General features: G+C 73.0%; 20 protein-coding genes and 1 pseudogene. 7 read left to right on the plus strand and 14 right to left on the minus strand.

All coding sequences use genetic code 11. The annotated features are described in order from the left end of the window. Positions 1–12: 12 nt before the first annotated feature. From AB0J12_RS12190 to AB0J12_RS12210, 5 genes are all read right to left on the minus strand, one after another. Entirely contained in the window at positions 13–876 is an 864-nt protein-coding gene (locus tag AB0J12_RS12190) for a carbohydrate ABC transporter permease (RefSeq protein WP_363264198.1), read from the minus strand. Beyond that, positions 873–1835 carry a sugar ABC transporter permease gene (locus tag AB0J12_RS12195; RefSeq protein WP_363264564.1) on the minus strand — a complete coding sequence of 321 codons (963 nt, stop codon included), beginning with the start codon at positions 1833–1835 and terminating at the stop codon, positions 873–875. Before AB0J12_RS12195 ends, AB0J12_RS12190 begins: the two co-directional genes overlap by 4 nt. A gap of 33 nt (positions 1836–1868) precedes the next feature. After that, on the minus strand, positions 1869–3209 hold the full coding sequence (locus AB0J12_RS12200; protein ID WP_363264199.1) for a sugar ABC transporter substrate-binding protein: 1341 nt from the start codon (positions 3207–3209) through the stop codon (positions 1869–1871). A gap of 122 nt (positions 3210–3331) precedes the next feature. After that, on the minus strand, positions 3332–4435 hold the full coding sequence (locus AB0J12_RS12205; protein WP_363264200.1) for a substrate-binding domain-containing protein: 1104 nt from the start codon (positions 4433–4435) through the stop codon (positions 3332–3334). A 139-nt stretch (positions 4436–4574) separates the two neighbouring features. Further along, positions 4575–5027 carry a hypothetical protein gene (locus AB0J12_RS12210; RefSeq protein WP_363264201.1) on the minus strand — a complete coding sequence of 151 codons (453 nt, stop codon included), beginning with the start codon at positions 5025–5027 and terminating at the stop codon, positions 4575–4577. 226 nt (positions 5028–5253) lie between these two features. Here AB0J12_RS12210 and AB0J12_RS12215 point away from each other — a divergent pair, with 226 nt between their 5' ends. The 4 genes from AB0J12_RS12215 (at position 5254) to AB0J12_RS12230 (ending at position 10342) form a co-directional block, all read left to right on the plus strand. Further along, positions 5254–6087, plus strand: coding sequence for a PP2C family protein-serine/threonine phosphatase (locus tag AB0J12_RS12215; protein ID WP_363264202.1), 834 nt, complete (start codon positions 5254–5256; stop codon positions 6085–6087). A gap of 680 nt (positions 6088–6767) precedes the next feature. Beyond that, complete coding sequence (locus AB0J12_RS12220; RefSeq protein ID WP_363264203.1) at positions 6768–7751, plus strand: MASE1 domain-containing protein; 984 nt, start codon at positions 6768–6770, stop codon at positions 7749–7751. Between the two features lie 113 nt (positions 7752–7864). Continuing rightward, positions 7865–9505 carry a phosphoglucomutase (alpha-D-glucose-1,6-bisphosphate-dependent) gene (gene pgm / locus AB0J12_RS12225; RefSeq protein WP_363264204.1) on the plus strand — a complete coding sequence of 547 codons (1641 nt, stop codon included), beginning with the start codon at positions 7865–7867 and terminating at the stop codon, positions 9503–9505. Positions 9506–9664: 159 nt separating this feature from the next. Then, positions 9665–10342, plus strand: a complete 678-nt coding sequence (locus AB0J12_RS12230; RefSeq protein ID WP_363264205.1) for a ScbR family autoregulator-binding transcription factor — start codon at positions 9665–9667, stop codon at positions 10340–10342. 33 nt (positions 10343–10375) lie between these two features. Here AB0J12_RS12230 and AB0J12_RS12235 read toward each other — a convergent pair whose 3' ends face one another. Then, the gene (locus AB0J12_RS12235) at positions 10376–11074 is read right to left on the minus strand and encodes an alpha/beta hydrolase (RefSeq protein ID WP_363264206.1); all 699 of its coding nucleotides are present in this window, start codon (positions 11072–11074) and stop codon (positions 10376–10378) included. A gap of 403 nt (positions 11075–11477) precedes the next feature. Here AB0J12_RS12235 and AB0J12_RS12240 point away from each other — a divergent pair, with 403 nt between their 5' ends. The 3 genes from AB0J12_RS12240 to AB0J12_RS12250 all read left to right on the plus strand — a co-directional run bounded on the left by AB0J12_RS12240 (position 11478) and on the right by AB0J12_RS12250 (position 15213). After that, the gene (locus AB0J12_RS12240) at positions 11478–12545 is read left to right on the plus strand and encodes a YihY/virulence factor BrkB family protein (RefSeq protein ID WP_363264207.1); all 1068 of its coding nucleotides are present in this window, start codon (positions 11478–11480) and stop codon (positions 12543–12545) included. 240 nt (positions 12546–12785) lie between these two features. Beyond that, positions 12786–14843, plus strand: coding sequence for a hypothetical protein (locus AB0J12_RS12245; RefSeq protein WP_363264208.1), 2058 nt, complete (start codon positions 12786–12788; stop codon positions 14841–14843). A 10-nt stretch (positions 14844–14853) separates the two neighbouring features. Further along, complete coding sequence (locus tag AB0J12_RS12250) at positions 14854–15213, plus strand: transglycosylase family protein (protein WP_363264209.1); 360 nt, start codon at positions 14854–14856, stop codon at positions 15211–15213. A gap of 4 nt (positions 15214–15217) precedes the next feature. Here the strand turns inward: AB0J12_RS12250 and AB0J12_RS12255 are convergent. The 8 genes and pseudogenes from AB0J12_RS12255 to AB0J12_RS12290 form a co-directional block, all read right to left on the minus strand. Then, positions 15218–15574: pseudogene (locus AB0J12_RS12255) on the minus strand (response regulator transcription factor); the annotation flags it as partial. Positions 15575–15742: 168 nt separating this feature from the next. Further along, complete coding sequence (locus AB0J12_RS12260; RefSeq protein ID WP_363264210.1) at positions 15743–16111, minus strand: DUF4190 domain-containing protein; 369 nt, start codon at positions 16109–16111, stop codon at positions 15743–15745. A gap of 74 nt (positions 16112–16185) precedes the next feature. After that, the gene (locus AB0J12_RS12265) at positions 16186–16641 is read right to left on the minus strand and encodes a TerB family tellurite resistance protein (RefSeq protein ID WP_363264211.1); all 456 of its coding nucleotides are present in this window, start codon (positions 16639–16641) and stop codon (positions 16186–16188) included. A gap of 264 nt (positions 16642–16905) precedes the next feature. Then, complete coding sequence (locus tag AB0J12_RS12270; RefSeq protein ID WP_363264212.1) at positions 16906–17565, minus strand: hypothetical protein; 660 nt, start codon at positions 17563–17565, stop codon at positions 16906–16908. After that, positions 17562–18161 (minus strand): DUF6114 domain-containing protein, encoded by a 600-nt coding sequence (locus tag AB0J12_RS12275; RefSeq protein ID WP_363264213.1) that lies wholly within the window; start codon positions 18159–18161, stop codon positions 17562–17564. Before AB0J12_RS12275 ends, AB0J12_RS12270 begins: the two co-directional genes overlap by 4 nt. Further along, the gene (locus AB0J12_RS12280) at positions 18152–18772 is read right to left on the minus strand and encodes a DUF6230 family protein (RefSeq protein WP_363264214.1); all 621 of its coding nucleotides are present in this window, start codon (positions 18770–18772) and stop codon (positions 18152–18154) included. Before AB0J12_RS12280 ends, AB0J12_RS12275 begins: the two co-directional genes overlap by 10 nt. 315 nt (positions 18773–19087) lie before the next feature. Further along, positions 19088–20668: a glycerol-3-phosphate dehydrogenase/oxidase gene (locus AB0J12_RS12285; RefSeq protein ID WP_363264215.1), complete on the minus strand. Its 1581-nt coding sequence runs from the start codon at positions 20666–20668 to the stop codon at positions 19088–19090. Then, the gene (locus AB0J12_RS12290) at positions 20665–21264 is read right to left on the minus strand and encodes a TetR/AcrR family transcriptional regulator (RefSeq protein ID WP_363264216.1); all 600 of its coding nucleotides are present in this window, start codon (positions 21262–21264) and stop codon (positions 20665–20667) included. The genes AB0J12_RS12285 and AB0J12_RS12290 overlap by 4 nt, the downstream gene beginning before the upstream one ends. Positions 21265–21397: the final 133 nt, after the last annotated feature.

A 21397-nucleotide genomic window follows, 5' to 3' on the forward strand; every position in this document is an offset into this window, starting at 1 on the left:
GTCGTGCGCGGCTTACTTGACGGCGCCGGCGGTCAGGCCGCTGCGCCAGAAACGCTGGAGGAGGACGAAGGCGAGGATGAGGGGCAGGACGGCGAGCAGCGAACCCATGATCACCACCGGGTAGTACTCCGGCGACACCGACGCGGAGCTGTTCCACGTGTACAGGCCGAGACTGACCGGGTACAGGTCCTGGTCGGACAGCATGACCATGGGCAGGAAGAAGTTGTTCCAGATCGCCGTGAGCTGGAACAGGAACACGGTGACCAGCCCCGGCCCGAGCATCCTGAACGCCACGCGCGCGTACGTCGTCAGCTCGCCCGCCCCGTCGATGCGGGCCGCCTCCAGCACCTCGTCGGGCACATAGCCCTGCGCGAAGATCCGGCCGAGGTAGACGCCGAACGGGTTGAACAGCACCGGCACGAACACCGCCCAGAAGGTGTTGACCAGCCCGGCCTTCGAGGCCATCAGATACAGCGGCAGGGCGAGCACCGTCTGCGGCACCATCACGGCGGCCAGTACCACCCCGAACAGCTTCTCCTTGTGCCGGAAGCGGTACTTGTCGAAGGCGTACCCGCAGGCCACGCTCACCAGCGCGCCGATCGCGGCGCCGAGCACCGCGTACAGCAGGCTGTTGAGGTACCAGCGGCCGTACTGGCCGTCGTCCATCGTGAACAGGTCGCGCAGGTTGGCGCCGAAGGAGAAACCGCTCGGCGACAGCAGGTCGCTGCCGAACAGCGCGTCCCGGCTCTTGGCGGCGGCCAGTACCAGCCACAGCCCGGGCAGCACGGTGTACAGCACGGACAGACCGACCACGGCGTTGACGCCGGCCCGGCCCATCAGCCTCGGGCGCAGCAGGGTGCTGCCGGGGGCACTCATCGGGCCTCCTTCGCGTCGGCGCGGCCGGTGAACCGGGTCACGCCGTAGGACAGGGCGATCGTGCAGGCCAGCAGCACCACCGACGCGGCCGCCGCCAGACCGAAGTTGTTGCGGGTGAAGGCGGCGTCGTAGATGTACATGCTGGGCGAGAACCGGGAGTTGATCATGGGCGAGGACTGGCTGAGCAGCATCGGCTCGGTGAACAGCTGCAGTGCCCAGATCAGGGTGAACATCGCCACCATCACGAGTGAGGCGCGGATCAGCGGCGTCTTCACCTGCAGCGCGGTGCGCACGGGTCCGGCGCCGTCGACCACCGCCGCCTCGATCACCTCGCGGGGCACCGCTTGCAGTGCGGCGTAGAAGACCACCATGTTGTAACCGAGGTTGGACCACAGGGCGATGTTCACGATGGACGGCAGCACGGTGTGCAGGCCCAGGAAGTCGATGTGCAGGTCCGCCTTCGCGAACAGGTCGATGACCGGGCTGATGCCCGGCGTGTACAGGTACAGCCAGATCAGCGCGGCGATGATGCCGGGCACCGCGTGCGGCAGGAACAGCCCGAGCTGCGCCCACGCCCGCAGCCGTACGACACCCGAGTCCAGCAGCAGGGCCAGGGCGAGCGCGCCGGCGACCATGAGCGGGATGTAGATCAGGCAGTACAGCGCGACCGTGCCCAGCCCTGCGAGGAACGTCGGGTCGGTCAGGACGGCCGTGTAGCTGCGCAGGCCCACGAAGACCTGCCGTTCGGGGCCGAAGCCGAGGCCGGGCTGGTCGTCGCTGAAGAAGCTGAGGTAGAGGGCCGTCCCCACCGGGATCAGGAAGACGGTGACCAGCAGTGCGAAGAACGGCGTCATCAGCACGCCGCACGCGGTCAGTTGCCGGCGTTGGGCTGCCCGGCGGGCGCGCGCGGCGGGCGCCGCTGTGGCGGCGGTCGTCGTGCGCTGCGGGGTCGCGGTCATGGCCATGGGGTTCTCACCTGCCTTTCGGGCGGCTCAGGTGGTGTGCTCGGTGGTGGACAGGCCGAGGGCCTTGAGGTCGGGCATGGTGCCGTCCTGGGCCGTGCGCAGGGAGTCGAACAAGCTGCCCTGGCCGGCGCCGACTCGGGCGAAGGAGTCCTGCATGACCTTCTGCGTGGCGGTCATCCGCGGGCCCCACACCCAGCCGTCGCGGATCTTGGCGGCCTCCTGTTCGAAGAGGCGGTAGATGTCCTGGCCGCCGTAGTAGGAGCGGTCGAAGGCCTCCCGGCCGACGGCGACCAGCGCGGTCGCGGCCGGGTACTGGCTGGATGTGCCGCTGGACAAGCGGGCGCGCAGCGCGTCGGGGTGGGAGACCTGCCACTCGATGAACTCCATCGCGGCCTCGGGGTGCCGGCTGTCCTTCGTGACGGCGAAGGTGGAGCCGCCGTGCGTGCCCACGTAGGGCCGGCCGCCGTCCCACTGCGGCAGCGGGGCGATCCGCCACAGGCCCTTCTGGCCGGGCCGCGCCTTCATCTGCGCGCCCGCGTCCCAGGCGCCGCTCAGCCGGGTGAGCACCAGGCCGTTGGCGATCTGGGCGTCCGCCTGGCGGCTCTCCACCGCGTTCATGAACACGTCGCCGCGGTCGACGAGGCCCTGCCAGTAGTCCGCGACCCGCCGGGAGGGCGCGTCGGTGAGGGAGACGTTCCAGGCGCCGCCCCGGGTGTCGAACCAGTGCGCGCCCGCCTGCCAGGCGTACGCGGCGAACTGGGTGGCGCCGTCGGTCGGGAACAGCACCAGGCGGCGGCCGGGAGCCTTGCGCCGGACCGCCACGGCCAGCTCGTCGAACTCCTCCCAGGTGTGCGGGAGCCGAAGCCCGTACCGCTCGAACAGGTCGGCGCGGTAGTGCATGACCATCGGCTCGACGTCCAGCGGGACGCTGAACACACGGCCCTCGAACGTCGTCAGCCCCAGTGCCTGGGGCAGCAGCCTGGTCCGCAGCGTGTCGCTGACCAGACCGGTGATGTCCCGGGCGACGCCGTCGATGGCGAAGCCCGGCACCTGCGGATACTCGATGGTGGCGACGTCGGGCGCGTTGCCCGCCCGGGCGGCGTTGCTGAGCTTGGCGTAGCCGCCCTGCCCGCCGGAGGGGATCTGCTGGAAGTCGACCTGGACCGTGCGGTGTGTGCGGTTGAACGCGTCGACGACCTCCTTGCTGCCGCGCAGCGCGGACCAGAAGGTGATGCGCGTGACGGTGCTGCTGCGCGACCGTGCGTCGCCTGCGCCGCTGCACGCGCTCACGCCTGCGGCGAGCGGCGCGGCGGTCAGCGCGGCGAGCACGGATCGACGGGTGGGTCGACGGCTCGGTCGACCGGGCATGGTGCCTCCCGCGGCTCCTGCGTGTCCGGGACACGGCTGTTCGGGGACACCGGCATCCTCGGGCGGCCGACCGTAAACGGTCAATAGATCGATCAGAAGAAAATTAAACGCTCAAACGCTCATTATGGCTGCCGGTCGGCCGGAGCCCGGGTCGAGCCGCGCACCATCAGCGACGGCAGCAGCTCGACGCGCTGCACCGCCCCGGCCGCCGACCCGCCGGTGCGGCCCAGGCGGCGCAGCAGCAGTTCCGCGGCCACCCGGCCGACCTCCGCCTTCGGCGGGGCCACCGCCGTCAGCGGCGTGCTGCCGAGGGAAGCGACCACGTCGTCGTACGCCACGACTGAGCAGTCCTCCGGCACCCGCACCCCGTCGTCCGCGAGCCGCTGGACCAGCATCAGCGCGTCCACGTCGCCGTGCAGCACGGCGCCCGTCGCCCCCACCCTGCGCAGGATCGCCGCCAGTTCCGCGGTCTCCTGCCCGGTGTACGGCCCGTCCTGCCCCGCATCCGGGGCGCTGAGCAGCCATGCCCACTCCTCGATCAGCGGGTGCGCCTCGGCGATCTCCCGGAAGGCTGCCCGCAGCGAGCGCGCGGTCGGGCTGTCGTCGCGGGTGGCGAACACCAGGCGCCGGTGGCCCAGTCCCACCAGGTGCTCGACGGCGAGGCGGGCGCCATGGACGTGGTCGGAGCAGACGGAGTCCATCGCCTGCAGCGCACTGCCGGGCGGGGGGCGGCGTTCCATCAGCACGGCCGGCACCTCCAGTGCGGCCAGCCATGCGTAGTCGGCCTCCTCCACGGCCCGGCTGCGCCAGCGCGGCGCCAGCAGCAGCCCGCGCGCGCCGTCCGCGAGGGCCCGCTCCACCAGGGGCCGCTCGGCGCCCGCCACCTGCGGTGCGATGTGCAGCGCGATCCGCAGGCCGGCGTCCTCGAGCACCGTCCGGGCGCCGTGCAGGGTCTCGGAGAGATACGAATGCCGCTCGGGTACGACCACCGCGACCGCCTCGCCCTCCGCGACGCCCCCCGTGGGTACCTCCTGCGCCGCCAGCGCCGAGCGCACGACACCGTGCCCGCGGCGCAGCCTGCCCTCGCGGGTCAGCTCCTCCACGTCCCGGCGTACGGTGACCACCGACACCTGGAGCTCCGCCGCGAGGTCGCGCACCCGGGCGGAGCCGCGGGCCTGCACCGCGGCGAGGATGCGCTGACGCCTGAGATCGACCGGCTCCCGCACGTGTGCCTCCCCGAGCCGCGAATGTTCGTTTGAGCGATTGGGCTCATCATATCGATCGCCGACGGGGCGGGAGGCGGAACGGTGCACACGCTGCCGCGGTGGCTGCGGCGGGCGGGGTCTGACGTCGGGCGGCGGGGGTTCAGTCCCACAGCGGGTAGGTGACCACCCGCTCGAACCCGCTCGGCCGGCCGTCGGTGTAGGTCAGCGTCATCCGGGTGTAGTGCCGCGTCTGCGGGTGCTTCTTCCACGGCTTCGGCTGGTCGAGCCGTACCTTCACCGCGTAGGAGTGGAAGCGGCCCGCCGCGCAGTACGGCTTGCAGTCGTTGACCGCGTTGACGCCCTCGGCCACCGCCGAGCCCGTGCCCCACCGCTTCCAGTGCAGGGAGCCGAGGCGGCTGTTGCCGTCACCACAGGCCAGGATGAAGTCGGCGGGGCGCACCCGCGGATGCCACAGGCAGTCGACGAGCACCGGAGCGGGCGCGCGCCGCGCGGTGTGGACGGCAGGTGAGGCCGAGGACACCGGAGCCGTCGCCGCCGCGAGTGAGGCGGCGGCACAGAGAATCAAGGCCGCCCTCAGCGTGTGTGTGCGCATGGTCCGCTCCCGCTGTCGTCCGCATCGCGCCAGGTCGCCCGGCACGGCTGCACGACCGTCTCATGCCGGGCGACGAGGTCTGCTCCGACGCTACGACCGCGGCGCGAAACGCACCACTCGTCCGGAGCAACCGGTCCCTGACGGTGACATCCCCGTTATCATCACCTAAGCGCGAAAACAGATGATTTGTCCCTGAAGCGGGGCTTTCGTCCCGGCCGGAGTGATCATGTCCCTCAAGCGTCCGTCGGACGACGGCGATGAGCTGCTGGCCAGGCTCGGTGCCCTGACCGCCCAGGCGCGCGAGCGCGCGGAACTGCAGCGTTCACAGGTCGAACTGGCCATCGCCCTGCAGCGCGGCATGCTCCCGGCTCACCTGCCCACCGCGCCCGGCTTCCATCTGGCCGTGCAGTACACGCCGGCCAACTCGGGACTGAGCGTCGGCGGTGACTGGTACGACGCGTTCACCCTGCCCGACGGGCGTATCGGGCTGTCCATCGGCGATGTCCAGGGCCACAACATCGACGCCGCCGCCTTCATGGGCCAGGTCCGGGTCGCGCTGCGCGCGCTGGCCTCGGTCACCAGCCACCCGGGCGAACTGCTCACCCGCACGAACGACGTGTTGCTGTCGCTCGGCACGGATCTCTTCGCCACCTGCACCTTCATCCGGCTGGACCCGGCCACCGGGCTGCTGGAGAGCGCGAGGGCCGGCCACATACCGTTCGTCTGGGCCACGGCCGACGGCCGCTCCGGCATCGCCGAGGGGGAGGGCGGGCCGCCGCTGGGCGTCCTGGACGGCATCTCCTACCCGGTCGCCCGCCACCATCTGACCACCGGCGGGGTGTTCGTCCTGGTCACCGACGGCGTGGTCGAGGGCCCGGCACTCGGCGTCGACGAAGGCCTCGACCAGGTGGTCCGCCTCGCCGGGGTCGCCGCGGTCGCCGGCCTGGAGGCCACGTCGCTGGCCGCGGCGGTGATCAGAGGCGCGGAACGCGTCGGCCACGCCGACGACGCGGCGGTCCTGGTCGTCGGCCACGACGGCCTGCTGCCCCGGGAACGCTGAGAATCGCCGTCCGGCGCGGACCGGGCCGACGCGAGGGGCCCTCCGGGGTCCGGCCCCGCCCACCTTGGGCGGGAACGGTCCACAGGTGCCCGGCCTCCGCGGGGCGGGGCCCGCCCGAGGCGCGGTCCAGTCCCTCCCCGCGGAGTGGAGCAGCGCCGCACGGCAGGAGTGACCAGGCCCCCGCGGAGCGGCCCCGCGCCAACCTTCGCGGAGAGGCCCCCCGGGCCGAGCGGTCCGGTCCTCCCCGGGGAGTGGAGCGGCGCGGCGTCAGCCTTCGGGGAGCGGTCCCGCTCCCGGTGAGCGGCCCAGTCCCCGCGGGGAGTGGAGCGCCCCGGCACCAGCTCCGCGGACCGGCCCCGCCTCCAGCCAGCGGCCCACTCCCTCCCGCGGAGCGGATCGGCAAGGCACCAGCTCCGCCGACCGGTCCCGCCCTGGGCGAGCGGTCCAGTCCTCCCGCGGAGCGGATCGGCGCGGCACCAGCTCCGCGGACCGGTCCCGCCCCCGGCGAGCGGCCCAGCCTCCCCGCGGAGCGGATCACTGCGGCGCCAGCCTTCGCGGAGTGGCCAGGCCTCCGCGGAGCGGCCCCGCGCCAGTCCCGCCGACGCCCCCACTCAGCCATAGGGCGGGATCGCGGCGCGTCACGGGTCGCTGTCTTGGGGGTGGCGGTGTCTCATGGCGGTGTGGTGGCTTCCCGGGACCTGCGGCGACCGGCCGTGATCGTGCTTCAGGCGCTGGCCGTCGCCGCCTGCTATTACGCGGCCGCCCGGCTGGGGCTGATGCGGCAGCTGGTGGTCGAGAGCGCGGTCGTCACCCCCATCTACCCCGCCTCCGGCGTCGCCGTGGCCGCGCTGCTGATCCTCGGTCTGCACGTCTGGCCCGGCGTCGCCGTCGGCACGCTGGTGCTCATCGCGTCGATCGCCCCCGTCCAGCTCGACGTTCTCGGCACCGTCGCCGGCAACACGCTCGCCCCCGTCTGTGCCTGCCTGCTGCTGCGCCGCGCCGGCTTCCGGCTCAGCCTGAGCCGGTTACGCGACGGTCTCGCGCTCGTCTTCCTCGGCGCCCTGACCGCCATGCTGATCAGTGCCTTCGCGGGCGTCGGCCTGCTCGTCGCCAGCGGCAAACTCCCCGCTCCCGACTTCTGGCCGGTCTGGCTGGCCTGGTGGGTCGGCGACGCCATGGGTGTCCTGATCGTCACCCCGCTGCTGCTCATGCTGTACACCGTGCGCCTGCCGCTGGTGCTGACCCGGTGGAAGGAGGCCGTGCTCCTCACCCTCATCACCTGTGCGGTGGTCCCGCTGGCCACGCACTCCACCCTCAGCATGCTCTTCCTCGTCTACCCGCTGCTGATCTGGGTGGCCCTGCGCTTCCGCCTCGCCGGCAGCATGCTGGTCGCGCTGCTCACCTCCGTCCTGGCCACCGTCGCCGCCACCGACCGCGTCGGCCCCTTCGAGCAGCTCACCCGTATCGAGGTGATGGTCAAACTCCAGGCGTTCAACGGCTCCATGGCCCTGACCGCCCTCCTGCTGTCAGCGGTGATCACCGAGCAGCTCAACACCCGGCGCTCGGTGGAGAACGCCTGCCAGGAACTCGTCGAGGTCCTCGAACACCTCACCGCCGGCGAGCCCCCGCCCCCGCGCGCGCCCCGCGACCGCACCGACCGCTGACGCGGCCCCCCGCCCGGCGCCCACCCTCGCGGGATCCCCGTACGACCTGGAAAGATGAGCTGGGTCAGGAACGATCTACCAGGGACCGAACCCAACCGGAGGAGCGGGCACACATGCAGCACGAGCGAGCGGGCAAGCAGGCCGGACCCGAGGACCTCGTCGACGTCGCCCGGCTGGTCACCGCGTACTACACGCTGCACCCCGACCCGGCCGAACCGGGCCAGCGCGTGGCGTTCGGCACGTCCGGCCACCGGGGCTCGTCCCTGGCGACGGCCTTCAACGAGGACCACATCGCCGCCACCAGCCAGGCCATCTGCGAGTACCGGCAGGCCCAGGGCATCGACGGACCCCTCTTCCTCGGCGCCGACAGCCACGCGCTGTCCGAGCCCGCCAAGGCCACCGCCCTGGAGGTGTTCGCCGCCAACGACGTCACCGTCCTCATCGATACCGCGGACGGCTACACCCCCACCCCGGCGCTCTCGCACGCCATCCTCGCCCACAACCGCGGCCGCACCTCCGGCCTCGCCGACGGCGTCGTCGTCACCCCCTCGCACAACCCGCCCGCCGACGGCGGCTTCAAGTACAACCCGCCCAGCGGCGGCCCCGCCGGCTCCGATGCCACCTCCTGGATCCAGGACCGGGCCAACGACATCATCCGCGCCGGCCTGAAGGACGTCCGCCGCATCCCCTACGCCCGCGCCCTGACCGCCTCCACCACGGGGCGCTACGACTACCTCGGCACCTACGTCGCCGACCTGCCGAGCGTCCTCGACCTCGACGCGGTCCGCTCGGCCGGTGTGCGCATCGGCGCCGACCCGCTCGGCGGGGCGTCCGTGGCGTACTGGGGACGTATCGCCGAGGATCACCGCCTCGACCTGACCGTGGTCAACCCGCTCACCGACCCCACCTGGCGCTTCATGACGCTGGACTGGGACGGCAAGATCCGCATGGACTGCTCCTCGCCCAACGCCATGGCCTCGCTCATCGCCCAGCGCGACCGCTTCCAGATCGCCACCGGCAACGACGCGGACGCCGACCGGCACGGCATCGTCACCCCGGACGCCGGGCTGATGAACCCCAACCACTACCTCGCCGTCGCCATCGACTACCTCTACCGCCACCGCGAGCAGTGGCCGGCCGGCGCCGGTGTCGGCAAGACCCTGGTGTCGTCCGCGATGATCGACCGGGTCGCCGAGGGCCTCGGCCGCCGTCTGGTCGAAGTACCGGTCGGCTTCAAGTGGTTCGTCGACGGACTGCTCGACGGCTCCCTCGGCTTCGGCGGCGAGGAGTCGGCCGGCGCGTCCTTCCTGCGCCGCGACGGCTCGGTGTGGACCACGGACAAGGACGGCATCCTGCTCGCGCTGCTGGCCTCGGAGATCACCGCGGTCACCGGGCGGACCCCCTCGCAGCACTACACCGACCTCACCGCCCGCTACGGCGAGCCCGCCTACGCACGCACCGACGCCCCCGCCAACCGCGAGGAGAAGGCGCTGCTGGGCAAGTTGTCCCCGGCGCAGGTCGGCGCCGACACCCTGGCCGGTGAGGCCGTCACCGGTGTCCTCACCGAGGCGCCCGGCAACGGCGCGGCCATCGGCGGCATCAAGGTGAGCACGGCCAACGCCTGGTTCGCGGCCCGCCCCTCCGGCACCGAGGACGTGTACAAGATCTACGCCGAGTCCTTCCTCGGCGCCGACCACCTCGGCCGGGTCCAGGAGGAGGCCAAGGGCGTGGTGCTGGCGGCCCTGGGCGGCTGACGTGGTGCGACCGGTCGCCCGCCCGCCCCGGGCGACCGGTCCGGCGCGTCCGGTCCGGCCGGCGTGACTTGATCCCTTCGTCGGCCGGGTGACAGGATGCGGCTCGCCGGTTTGTTTACTTCGGGACAGTCGTCCGGAGCGAGCGCGGAGGGGTCGGCCGTGGCGCTGCAGGAACGTGCGGTCAGAACGCGCCGAACCATCCTCCTGGCCGCGGCCGCCGTCTTCGCCGAGGAGGGCTACGAGTCCGCGACCATCGCACAGATACTGCAGCGCGCCGGGGTGACCAAGGGCGCGCTGTACTTTCACTTCCCCTCCAAGCGCGAGCTGGCCGAGGCCGTGCTGGCCGACCAGCTCGGCGCCGTACCCGAGGTGCCCGCGCAGGACCTGGTGCTCCAGGAGGCCCTGGACACGACCTTCCTGGTCGCCCACCTCCTCAGCCGCGGCGACCCGCTGGTGCGGGGCAGCATCCGTCTCACCGTGGAACCGGGCGTCCTGTGCGAGGACTTCGACTCGCGGGCGCCGCTGCGCGGCTGGGTCGCACGCAGCGCCGGCATGCTGTCCCGGGCCAAGGCGCACGGCGAACTCCTGCCGCACATCGACGTGGACGCGGCGGCGCGGATGTTCGTCGCCGCGTTCACCGGCGTGCAGCTCCTGTCGAAGATCCTGACCGGCCACGCCGACCTGGCCGAGCGGACCGCCGACATGGAACGGCATCTGATGGCGAGCATCGCCGTCCCCGCCGTCCTGCTCCAGCTGGACATGGCACCCGACCGCGGCGCCCGCGTCCACGCGCAGCTGTGCGGCCGGGCGAACCGGCCCCTGGCTCGGCCGTCCTGACCGTCCGGCCGCCCGCTCGGCCGCACGCTGGGATCAGATCCAGCCGTCGAGCGCCTTGAGGAACCCTTCCAGATCGTCACGGTGGAGGGTGTGCCCGGCACCCGGCACGGCCCGCACCTCGAAACCACGGCCGCGCAGCAGTTCCGTGTCGCCCGGCCCGATCAGGAAGCTGGGCTCGGCGAGCGCCACCAGCGACGGGACTTCCGCACGTCGCGGCAGGAATCCCCGCAACTGCGCACCGCCCAGGAAGTGCGCGGTGCGCGGATCCCAGTCGGCGAGGGTGGCCAGTTCGACGTCCACGTCCTCGTCGGCCCAGCGCGGGTTGAGCGCGGTGATCTGCTCGCGGGTGGCGGACTTGAAACCGGCGAACACCGTCGGGTCGGCGGCTGCCTGCGGGTCGGCGGTGGACCACGCGGGGTCGGCGTACACCGCGCGGCCGGGCCGCAGCCGGTCCACGGCGAGCAGGAGCGACAGACCGCCGAGCGAGTGCCCGACGGCGAGGTCGGCGCCCGCAGGCAGCGTGTCGACCAGGTCGTCGGCGAACAGCTCGGGGGAGTAGGCGTCGGCGCGCGGCGAGCCGCCGTGTCCGCGCAGATCGACGGCGACGACGCGGTAGCCGCGGTCGGCGAGCAGCGGGCCGACCCGGTGCCAGGTGCGGGCGTCGGACATGATGCCGTGGACCAGCAGCGCGGTCCGCTCGCCGGTACCCCATTCACGGGTGTTGAGCAGCACGGTCGTGGTGTGTTCTTTCCTGTGTGCCCGCTCGCGCGGGCGGCTTGTGGTGTCCAGGGCTCAGTGGTGGTGCCCGGTGAGGTACGCCCGCGGCCGGCCGGCGGCGGTGGCCGTGGGGGACGAAAGGGCCACGATGCCCTCCTCGATCGTGTGGGAAGGCGGATCCGGGACCGTGACGGCCGGCGCGAGGCCGTGACGGACCAGGGAACGGCGGATGAGGGAATTGAATGAGTCACACGTGTCAGTAAGTCGTGTGGATCCATTTCTTAACAGTTGCGGGATGACCTGAAAAGACCCCCTGCACCGAAAAGATCCGAACTGAAACCAACAAAACACAGGGTCGTCATGGTGGGCTGGATCAATGCGGGGGCATGGGAGCGCCCGCGGGGGTTACCCGGCGGCCATGGCGAAGCTGCATCTTCCGGGACGGAAGGAATACGGCGACGGCGAGGCGGAGCACGCGCCCGCACCGGCGCCCGAGGACATGGGTCCCGGGCCCGAAGTGGAGCGCCGGGCGCCGGACACCCCGACGAAACTGCCGAAGGGAGCATGGCGGCGGATCCTCAAAGGGAGCCTGCGGGAGTTCAAGGACGACGAACTGACCGACCGGGCGGCCGCCCTGACGTACTACGGCGTGCTGGCCCTCTTCCCGGCGCTGCTGGTGCTGGTGTCCGTCCTCGGCCTCACGGGCCGTTCGACCACGGACAAGGTGCTGGACAACATCCGCAAGCTCGCCCCCGGCTCGGCGCGCGACATCCTCACCCGGGCCGTCGAGCAGTTGCAGGGGAGCGCCGGCCTCGGCTCCCTCATGGCGGTCGTCGGCGTGGTGGTGGCGCTGTGGTCCGCTTCCGGCTATGTGGCGGCGTTCATGCGCGCGGCCAACGCCGTCTACGACATGCCGGAGGGCCGGCCCGTGTGGAAGATCCTTCCGGTGCGGCTCGGTGTCACGGCCGTCCTGATGGTGCTGGCCGTGGTGAGCGCGCTGATCGTGGTCTTCACCGGAGGCATCGCCCGACGGGCCGGGGACGCCCTCGGTCTCGGCGACACCGCCCTGACGGTGTGGTCGATCGCGAAGTGGCCGGTGCTGGTCCTCCTGGTCACCGTGATGATCGCCCTGCTGTACTGGGCGGCCCCCAACGCCAAGGTCAAGGGGTTCAAGTGGATCACCCCGGGCAGCTTCCTGGCCCTGGTGATCTGGCTGATCGCATCCGCCGGATTCGCGATCTACGTCGCCAACTTCGCGTCGTACAACAAGACCTACGGCACCATGGCCGGCGTCGTCGTCTTCCTGGTGTGGCTGTGGATCGGCAACCTCGCGGTGCTGCTGGGCCTGGAGTTCGACGCGGAGACCGTGCGGCAGCGGGCCATCGCGGGCGGGCTGCCGGCCGACGCCGAACCGTACACCGAGCCCCGGGACACCCGGACCTGGGACGAGGAGGACCTGCGCCGCCTGGGCGACGGCGACCACTGACGCCCGCGCAGCATCGTCGCGTGCCGTTGTCCGGGACCACCGGGCAGCGGCATCGTCGTACACGCGTCCACCTGCTCACCGTCCGGTGTGGTCCGTCGCGCACCCGCGCCACCGTCGGTGGCCACGCCCCGTTGGGTAGCCGTGGCGCCGCGGCAGTGACGGTTCTGCACCCGGGACGGCCGGCCCCGGACCGCGGCGGCGTCGATCGCTGATGCCGTACGACGACGGGGAGTCATGCACGTGTGGACAAGTGTCGGCGCGCCGGAGCTGCCGCCCGCGCCCCTGGTCGGCCGCAGCAGGGACATCACCCGGCTCACCGGCTTGTTGACCCGTCACCGCCTGGTGACCGTCACCGGCACGGTCGGCCTCGGCAAGAGCCGGCTGGCCGCCACCGCGGTGACCCGGACGTCGGGCGAGCCCTGGGGGCCCGCCGTCACCGTGCGCGTCCAGGGCAGCGGACCCGCCGCCCCCGGCACGCTGACCGCCGCGGTCGTACAGGCCCTGGCCCTGCGAGGGCACATCCCGGGGGCACAGACGGCCTCGACGGGGCAGGCCCTGAGCGGGTGTCGACGCGCGCCGGCATCGGCCGCGTCCCAGGCCGTGACCGGAAGACCGGCCGCTTCCCGCGACCTGACCACCGTCCTGCCCGCCTCCCCGCTCCTGCTGCTCCTCGACGACGTCGACCCGGCCCACGCCGAGTGCACCGGGCTCGTGCAGCGGCTGCTGATGGCCGCGCCCGCCCTGCGCGTGCTCGTCACCTCGCGCCGCCCCCTCGGGCTCGGGGACGAACGCGTCCTGCGTCTCGCCCCGCTGCGCACCGAGCCCCGCGACGGCGCCCCGGCACCGGCGGTCCGGCTCTTCCTGGACCGTGCCCGGCGCGCGGCACCGGAGTTCGCCCCGGCGGACGGTGACCTGCCGGTGATCGGTGACATCTGCGGCCATCTGGAGGGCAATCCGCTGGCCATCGAACTCGCGGCGGCCCAGGTCGCCCACCACCCCCTGCGCCGGCTCGCCGCCCTGACCGCGCGCCGTCAGGGCTGGCTGTCCGACGCCGAGGCCCCCCTGCGGCGGCACCGCTCGCTGCGCGCGGCCGTCGGCGCGGACTACGTACTGTGCGACCGGGACCTGCGGATGGTGTGGGGCCGGGCCGGTGTCTTCGCCGGGTCCTTCGCCGAGTCGACGGCGGTGTTCCTGTGCGCGGGCGGCGGCGTCACACCCGACCAGGTCCCCTCCTGTCTGGCCCGGCTGGCCGTGGCCGGCATCCTCACGCCGGTCACCGACCCCGGCGGGGTCGTGCCCGTCCGCTACCGGATGACGCGGGCCGCCCGCGAGTTCGGCACCGAGCGGCTGCGTGAGGCGGGGGAGTACCCGGTCGCCGCGGAACGCCGGGCGCTCCACTGCCGCCGCGTCGCCGCCGTCGCCGCCGATCTGTGGCACGCCGGCAGCCAGCAGCAGGCGGTGCAGCTCGTGCGGGACGAGCACGCCGACGTCACCGCCGCCGTGCGGCACGCCCTCACCGAGCCCGGACAGACCGAGACGGCCCTGGAGACGGTGCTCGACCTGTGGTTCTGGTGGGGCGTGTACGACCACGCCGAGGAGGGCGGCGACCACCTCCTGCGGCTGCTCCCGCTCTACGACCCCGGCGGTCCCCTCGCGGTCCGGGCGCTGTGGCTGACGGCCTGGCTGCGGGCCGGCACCCATCCACGACAGGCCGGCGACCTGCTCGCCCGGGCCTGGCCGGCGGCCGTCCGGGCCGGTGACGACGCCACCGCCGGCCGGATCGCCCACGCCCAGGGCGTCCTCGCGCTGCACCGGCACGACCTGCGGGCGGCCGCCGCGCACTTCGAGGACGCCGCCCGGATCATCCCGCCCGGAGCGCCCGGCGGTCCGTCGGCGTCGGTCGCCCTGTCCGCCCTGGCCATCGCCCGGGCGGGCTTCGCGCCGCACGCCGCACGACGCAGCGCCCATCAAGCCCTCACCCGGCCCGAGACCCGGGACGACGCCTGGGCGTGCGCGGTCGCCCGCTACGCCCGGGCCTTCGTCGACCACCACCAGGGCCGCACCGCCCGCGCCTGGCGCCGCGCCGGCCGTGCCCTGGCGAACCTGGACGGGCAGCCCCCGCCGCTCGGCGCCGCAGCCCTGCGCCGGCTGCTGGCCGACCTCGAGACGGGAGCCCGGGACACACCCCGCGCACCCGTGCCGCGCCCCGGCGGCGCGGCACCGGAACGTCGCCCGAATGCAGTCGACATGACACGACCGGCCGAGGAGATGCCCGCTTCATATCGTCACATGATGTAACAGTACGGTCATGGAATCGCTGCAGAGTGTGATGAACCGTGCCGCCGGCCGCCCGTCCCGCCGTGCGAGGACAGCGCTGGTGCTCGTGACGACCCTGGCCGCGCTGAGCACGGCCGGGACGACGGCCGAGGCCGTTCCGCGGTTCGGGCCCGACTGGGACGCCATCGCGGCCTGCGAGTCCGGGGGCAACTGGCAGGCCAACACCGGCAACGGCTACTACGGCGGCCTGCAGTTCAGCCGGTCCAGTTGGCGGGCGGCCGGCGGGCTCAGATACGCGCCGCGCGCCGACCTCGCCACCCGGCGTCAGCAGATCAAGGTCGCCCGGCGCCTGGCCACCCAGCAGGGCATGTCGGCCTGGGGCTGCGCCTGACCCGTCAGCGGCGGATCAGGCCCAGGTCCGTGGCGAAGGCGACCGCGGCGGTGCGCGAGTCCACGCCGAGCTTGGCGTACACCCGCGCCAGATGCGACTTCACGGTCCCCTCGGTGAGGTGCAGCCGTCCGGCCACGGCCTGGTTCGACAACCCGTCGGCCACCAGGCCCAGCACCTCCGTCTCGCGCCGCGTCAACGACGTCCCGGGCGTGCGCAGCCGGTGCAGCAACCGGTCCGCGACCGCCGGGGCCAGTGCCGTACGGCCGGCCGCGGCGGTGCGCACGGCCGCGGCCAGGTCCTCGGGTCGCGCGTCCTTCAACAGGTAGCCGGTGGCCCCGGCCTCGATGGCCGGGAGGGTGTCGGGCGTCCACACGGCCGTCCTGGCCGCCGGCGCGCTGTGCGTCGTCGGCGCCCTGCTGGCCGCGGCCGGTGTACGTCGTACCCCCGAGCCGGCCCGGCACTGAGGGACGCCGGGACCCGGCCCCCCTGGCGTGAGCGGCGCCGCGGGGGCCACCGGGACGCCGGGTCGTCAGATGTGGTCCAGCACCACCGCGAGACCGGCGACGAGCCCCAGGAGGGCCAGCCCGGCCAGGACACACACCACCAGCACCAGCCAGCCCGTCAGGATGCCGGCCAGCGCCAGCCCGCGCCCCTCGCCGCCCAGCCGTCGGCCGCGGAAGCGGCCCACATGACCGGCGGGGATGGCGATCAGCGCGCACAGCACCGCCATGGCCACGAAGATGCCCGGGTTGATCCAGGCGAGGCCGGTGGCGAAGTTGCCGAGCGAGGCGACCGCGCCCAGCGCGAAGAAGCCGCTGACGTTCGCGGCACGGTTGCGACCCGCGGGCGAGGGCGTCGCGCCCTGGGCCGCCGGACGGCTGCGGTCCGTACTGCTCACGATCGGCCCCCCCGAAGTGCTTTCCGTCTACCGGCGAGCCGCTCCCGCCCGCCAGGTGATGCTATGGCATCGCGTCAGAGGTCGAACTCGTGCGGCGGCAGGTCCAGCGCGTAGCACGCCTCGCGGACCACGGCCTGCTCGTCCTTGTCGAAGTTGCCGTCGGCGCCGCCGATGACGATGCCGATCTGGATGACGGCGCGCGCCTCGGCGGGCTTCTTCTTCGCCTTGGCGATCTCCTGCAGGACGCTGACCTTGCCGAAGGCGAAGTCGGCGGTCAGCTTGTTCAGGTTGTCCTCGAACCGGCGGCGCAGGTCGTCCGCCGGGAAGTTCTGCAGCACCTCGTTGCCGGCGATGAGCTGGGCCACCCGCTGGCGCTCCGAGGGGTCGACGGTGCCGTCGGCGGCCGCGACGAGCGCGCACATCGCCATGCTCGCGTCGCGGAAGGCGCCGCTCTTCAGGTCGTTCTTCTTCGCCACGAGCTGCGTCTGCATCTGCGATGCCGAGTCCTTGATGCGGTCCCACAGGGCCATGCCGACTCCATACGAGTAGTGAGCTGTCCCCGGCCGGGGAGCGGCCGGGGCTGCCGTGAACTTCTACAGCGCTGTAGAAAACTATCAGGAGGGAAGGGGCGGGTCGTGCCGCTTCCCCTCCTTGATACGAACGACGGCCCCGCGACGTTCCGGGATCAGTCCTTCCTCTCCCTCGCCTGAGGGTGCGTCATACGAACGGCTGTAGAACGACTCGTACGTCATGGGGTGCGCAGGACGGAGCCTGCGCACCCCGGACCGGTCGGGTCAGGCGCCGACGGTGATCTGCTGGGCCGGATCGGTCGTGTCGGCCACGGTGTAGGCCAGGTTGACGGTGGAGGTCGTGGCGCTGGTCGGGCAGCCGAAGGTGCCGGTGACGGTCACGGGTACGACGGCGTTGGCGAAGGCCAGGCCGGAGGGCGCGCCGTTGGTCCAGCTGCCCGCGATGGGCGCCGGGCCGCTGGGCGCGGAGGTGATCGTGCAGGTGGCCAGGCCGCTCGTCTTGACGACCAGGCCGCCCCGGGGGACGGTCAGCGTCGCGCTGCTCGGCGCGCCGTTCTGGACCGAGATGCCCCACGTGCCGCTGGTGGTGACCGTGGGGGTGACGCCGGGCAGGCTGGATGTGCACGAGCCGAAGGTGGGAGCGGCGAGGGTGGAGGACACCGGGCCGGCGTCGTTGTGGTTGGCGGGCGCGGCGGGGACCTGGCCGGTCGTGGAGGAGACCGAACAGGTGAGGGTCACGGTGCCGGCCTTGAATGTGGCCTTGCCGGACAGCGTGGCCTTGTAGGCGTGCCCGGCCGGGGTGACCGTGGTCGACCCGGCGGCGGTCTGCGCCTCGGCGGCCGGGCCGGCGAGCAGCAGCGCTGCGGTGGCCGCGGCGCCGGTGGCCGCGGCGAGGAGCGCGCGGACACTGTGGGGAGGTGTCATGGTGTGGATCCCTTTCCGTGCGGAGCGGCTGACGGGACGGGAACGGTCGGTGCGATGTGGTGCACGGTGGCGCCTGTGGGGGGTGGCGTACCGGGGGTGCCGAGGCGGGGCTCGGCGGACTCGGCGGACTCGGTGGGTGTCGTCGTCGTGGGCTCGGCGGGCTCGGTGGTGGCCGGCGTCGCCGCGGGATCGGCGGCATCCGTGTCGGCCGGTGTTACGGCGGTCGGTTCGGCCGGAGCGTCCGCGGCCGGCACCGGCTGCCAGGCGAAGATCAAGGAGCCGCCCACGATGCCGAGGACGGTGCCGAACAGGAACCCGCCCAGGTTGGACATGACCAGGGCGGCGACGGCCAGGAGCACGGTGAGGACGCCCGCCAGGCCGCGGTGGTGCGGGGCGACCCACGCGGACAGGCCCAGCACGATCATGACCAGCCCGAACAGGACGGATGGCAGTCCGGCGACGCCCTGTTTGAGCATGACCTCGAGCGGGGCGAGCGGGAGGGCGCAGATCTCGCTCCCGGCGACGACCGTGGCCAGGCCGCCCCAGAAGGGACGGCTGCGGCGCCAGGTGCGCCACGCGCGCCGGCTCAGAAACATTCCTTCTTGCCCTTGGCGATCTTCATCTTGAGCCCGGACAGCTTGAACGTGCCGGCGTTGGCGGCCCATGCCACCTGCCTGAGGCCGTTGATCTGCAGGTCGTCGGCCTGCTGCGAGAAGGCGTCCTGCATGCCCTGCGCGCCGTCGGGCCCCTTGTCGAGGGTGGAGGCGTCGCGGCCGATCTCGATGGTGTGGAAGGCGGCGTCGCCCTCCAGCTGGGTGGCGTCGAGGAAGAGGTTCTCCGCCTCGACGGGCGTGTCCCCGGCGCCGGCGGTCAGGGTGAGCGAGATGTTGCCGAGGACGGGGAGCCTGGTGACCACCGACTGGCAGAGGTTGTTGATCCTCGCGGTGCGGATGCCGACGGTGGCGACCGGGAGGAGGTCGCCTCGGGCGTTGGTGTCGATGGTGCCGTACTGGGCGAACCCCTGACCGGTGAGACTGTCGGCGGACACCTTGAACTGCTGGCCCGAGACGGCGAACGAGGCGGCGACGGCGCCCTGCGCCAGCGCGATGCCGAGCGCGGCGGTGGCCGCACAGCCGGGAGCGGCGAGCAGTGCGAACCGCCGCCACCGGATCCGGCCGACCACCTGTCTGCCTTGCTGGTCTTTCATCCTCTGTGTCCTTTCGGTGCGGGTGCAGAAAAGGGCGCCCGGGGGCGAGAGGGGTGAGGGACCGGCGGCACGAGCGGGGGCACGCGAAGGCTGTGAGGGTCGGTCGCGCCGCAGGCAGTGCGGACTTACTGACGAGTCAGGTTAAAGGCGCCAGCGGCCGTTGGCATAGTTGCCGGAGGAACGCGGTTTCGGTCATGTTTCCGCGGTGCGAAAACGCGCTGAACGGCCAACTGGGGCCGCTCAGCGCGTAGTTGCTCTCTTCAGTGACCATGGCCGGTTCGCTGCCGAAGCGGACCGGCCCGGTATGCGCTTGCGTCAGCCGAGCGTGGCCAGGGCCTCGCCGACGATCTCCTCCGCGGCCGGCCGTGCCGCCTCGCGGTCCTCGGGCACCACTCCGATCCGGGTACGGCGGTCGAGGACGTCCGCGGCGTCGAGCGCGCCCTCGTGGCGCACGGCCCACAGCAGTTCGGCACCGGTGACCGGGTGGCCGGGCAGGACGCGTTCACCCAGGCGCGGGTCGTGCGCGGCGAGGGCCTGCACCGCGGCGGCCTCCGTGCCGTACCGCTGGACGAGGCGGCGTGGCGCGGGCAGCGCGCCGAGCCGGGCCGGAGCGGCGGCGCCGACCAGGGGCAGTGCGGCGGTGGGGGAGGGGCCGGCGGTGAGGCGGCGAGTGGCGACGGCGCGGTCGACGGCGTCCTCGGCCATGCGCCGGTAGGTGGTGAGCTTGCCGCCGACGATGGTGACCACCCCGTCGGAGGAGGTCAGCACGGCATGCCGGCGGGAGATGTCGGCGGTCCTGGCCGACGTACCGTCACCGGCCGTGTCCAGCAGAGGGCGCAGCCCCGCGAAGGCGCCCACGACGTCGGCGCGGTGCAGTGGGGTGTCCAGCGCGGAGCCGAGGATGTCGAGCAGGAAGCCGATGTCCGTCTCCGGCACCTCCGGCACGTTCGGCACCGGTCCCTCGACGGGTTCGTCGGTGAGGCCCACGTAGACCCGGCCGTCGCCCTGCGGAAGGACGAGGACGAAGCGGTTGGTCTCGCCGGGGACGGGGATGTGCAGGCCGGCCGGCAGCGGCCCGAGGCGGTCGGCGCGCAGTACCAGGTGGGTGCCGCGCGAGGGGCGGATCCGGATGCCGTCGACCAGGCCGTCCGCCCACACGCCGGTCGCGTTGATCACCGCGCGGGCGCGCAGGAAGCCCTCCTCGCCGGTGAGTTCGTCGCGGACCCGGGCGCCGGTGCCGGACAGCTCCAGGGCTCGCACCCGGGTCAGGACGCGCGCACCGTGTGCCGCCGCGGTGCGGGCGAGGGCGGTGACCAGGCGGGCGTCGTCGGTGAGCCTGCCGTCCCAGGAGAGCAGGCCGCCGCGCAGCCCGCCGGAGCGCAGGCCGGGGGCGAGGGTGCGGGTCTCCACCGCCGACAGGCGGCGCGGCGCCGGCAGTGTGGCGCGGGCCGTGCGCGCCGCCAGGCGCAGTGCGTCACCGGCCCGGAAGCCGGCCCACGCCAGCGCCGCCTGGCCCCGCGACACCAGCGGTGTCAGCGGCAGTACGAACGGCTGGGCGCGCACCAGGTGGGGGGCGGTGCGTTCCATCAGCACGCCGCGCTCCACGGCGCTCTCGTGCGCCACGTCGAACTGCGCGGAGGCGAGGTAGCGCAGGCCGCCGTGGATGAGCTTCGAGCTCCAGCGCGAGGTGCCGAAGGCCAGGTCGTGCGCGTCGACGGCGGCGACCGTGAGTCCCCGGGCGGCCGCGTCCAGGGCGACTCCCGCGCCGGTGGCGCCGAGCCCGACGACGAGGACGTCCACCGGCTCGGCGCCGACGGTCGCGGCGAGTTCGCGCGTGCGGCGCGCGGCGGACAGGGACGAGGCGGGGTGCGGGGCGTCGGTGCTCATGGCGCTCATGGGGTGAGGGTCCTCTCCAGAAGGGTCCGCAACTCCCCGAGCAGAGCGGCGGCGTTGAGGTCCGGGTCGTCCTCGTCGGTCATCGTCCGCAGCGACAGCGTGAAGGACTGGACGACGAGCAGCAGGGCGCGGGCCTGGCGTTCGGGATGGCCGGCGCGGACCGATCCATCGGCGTGACCGTCGCGCACGCCGTCGGTCAGCAGGTCCAGCAGGGCCTCCTGGCTCGCGCCGCGCCGGTCCAGCATGTACGGCAGGAGCAGTTCGGGGTCGACGTCGAGGATCTTGTTGAAGAGCGGATGGGCGCGGAAGGCCTCGACTCCGTGCGTCAGCCCCTCGACGATGAGTTCCCGCGCGCTGCGGCCCGGCGTGCGCTGAGGCATGGCGGCGGTCGCCACCCCGACCCACTCGCGCGTCATCAGGTCGCCGACCAGGGAGCGCACATCGGGCCAGCGCCGGTACAGCGTCATCCGGGAGACGCCCGCGCGGCGCGCCACGTCGGTCAGGGTCGTGCGGCGGACGCCGACGGCCAGAACGCAGTCGCGCACCGCGTCGAGCACCGGATCGTTGTCCCCATTGTTGTGACGAATAGGCGTCATGTGTCACAGTGTAACGCCCGCGCCGCGGTGACCGCCCCCGGGCGTCCCCGCGCCGCGCCGACCGACGCCGACCCGGCCGACAGATCGATGGATCGACAGATCGATGGATCGAGAGGTCAATCGACCGACAGAT

The sequence above is a fragment of the Streptomyces sp. NPDC049915 genome (assembly GCF_040656475.1).
In the GTDB taxonomy this organism is placed as follows: Bacteria; Actinomycetota; Actinomycetes; order Streptomycetales; family Streptomycetaceae; genus Streptomyces.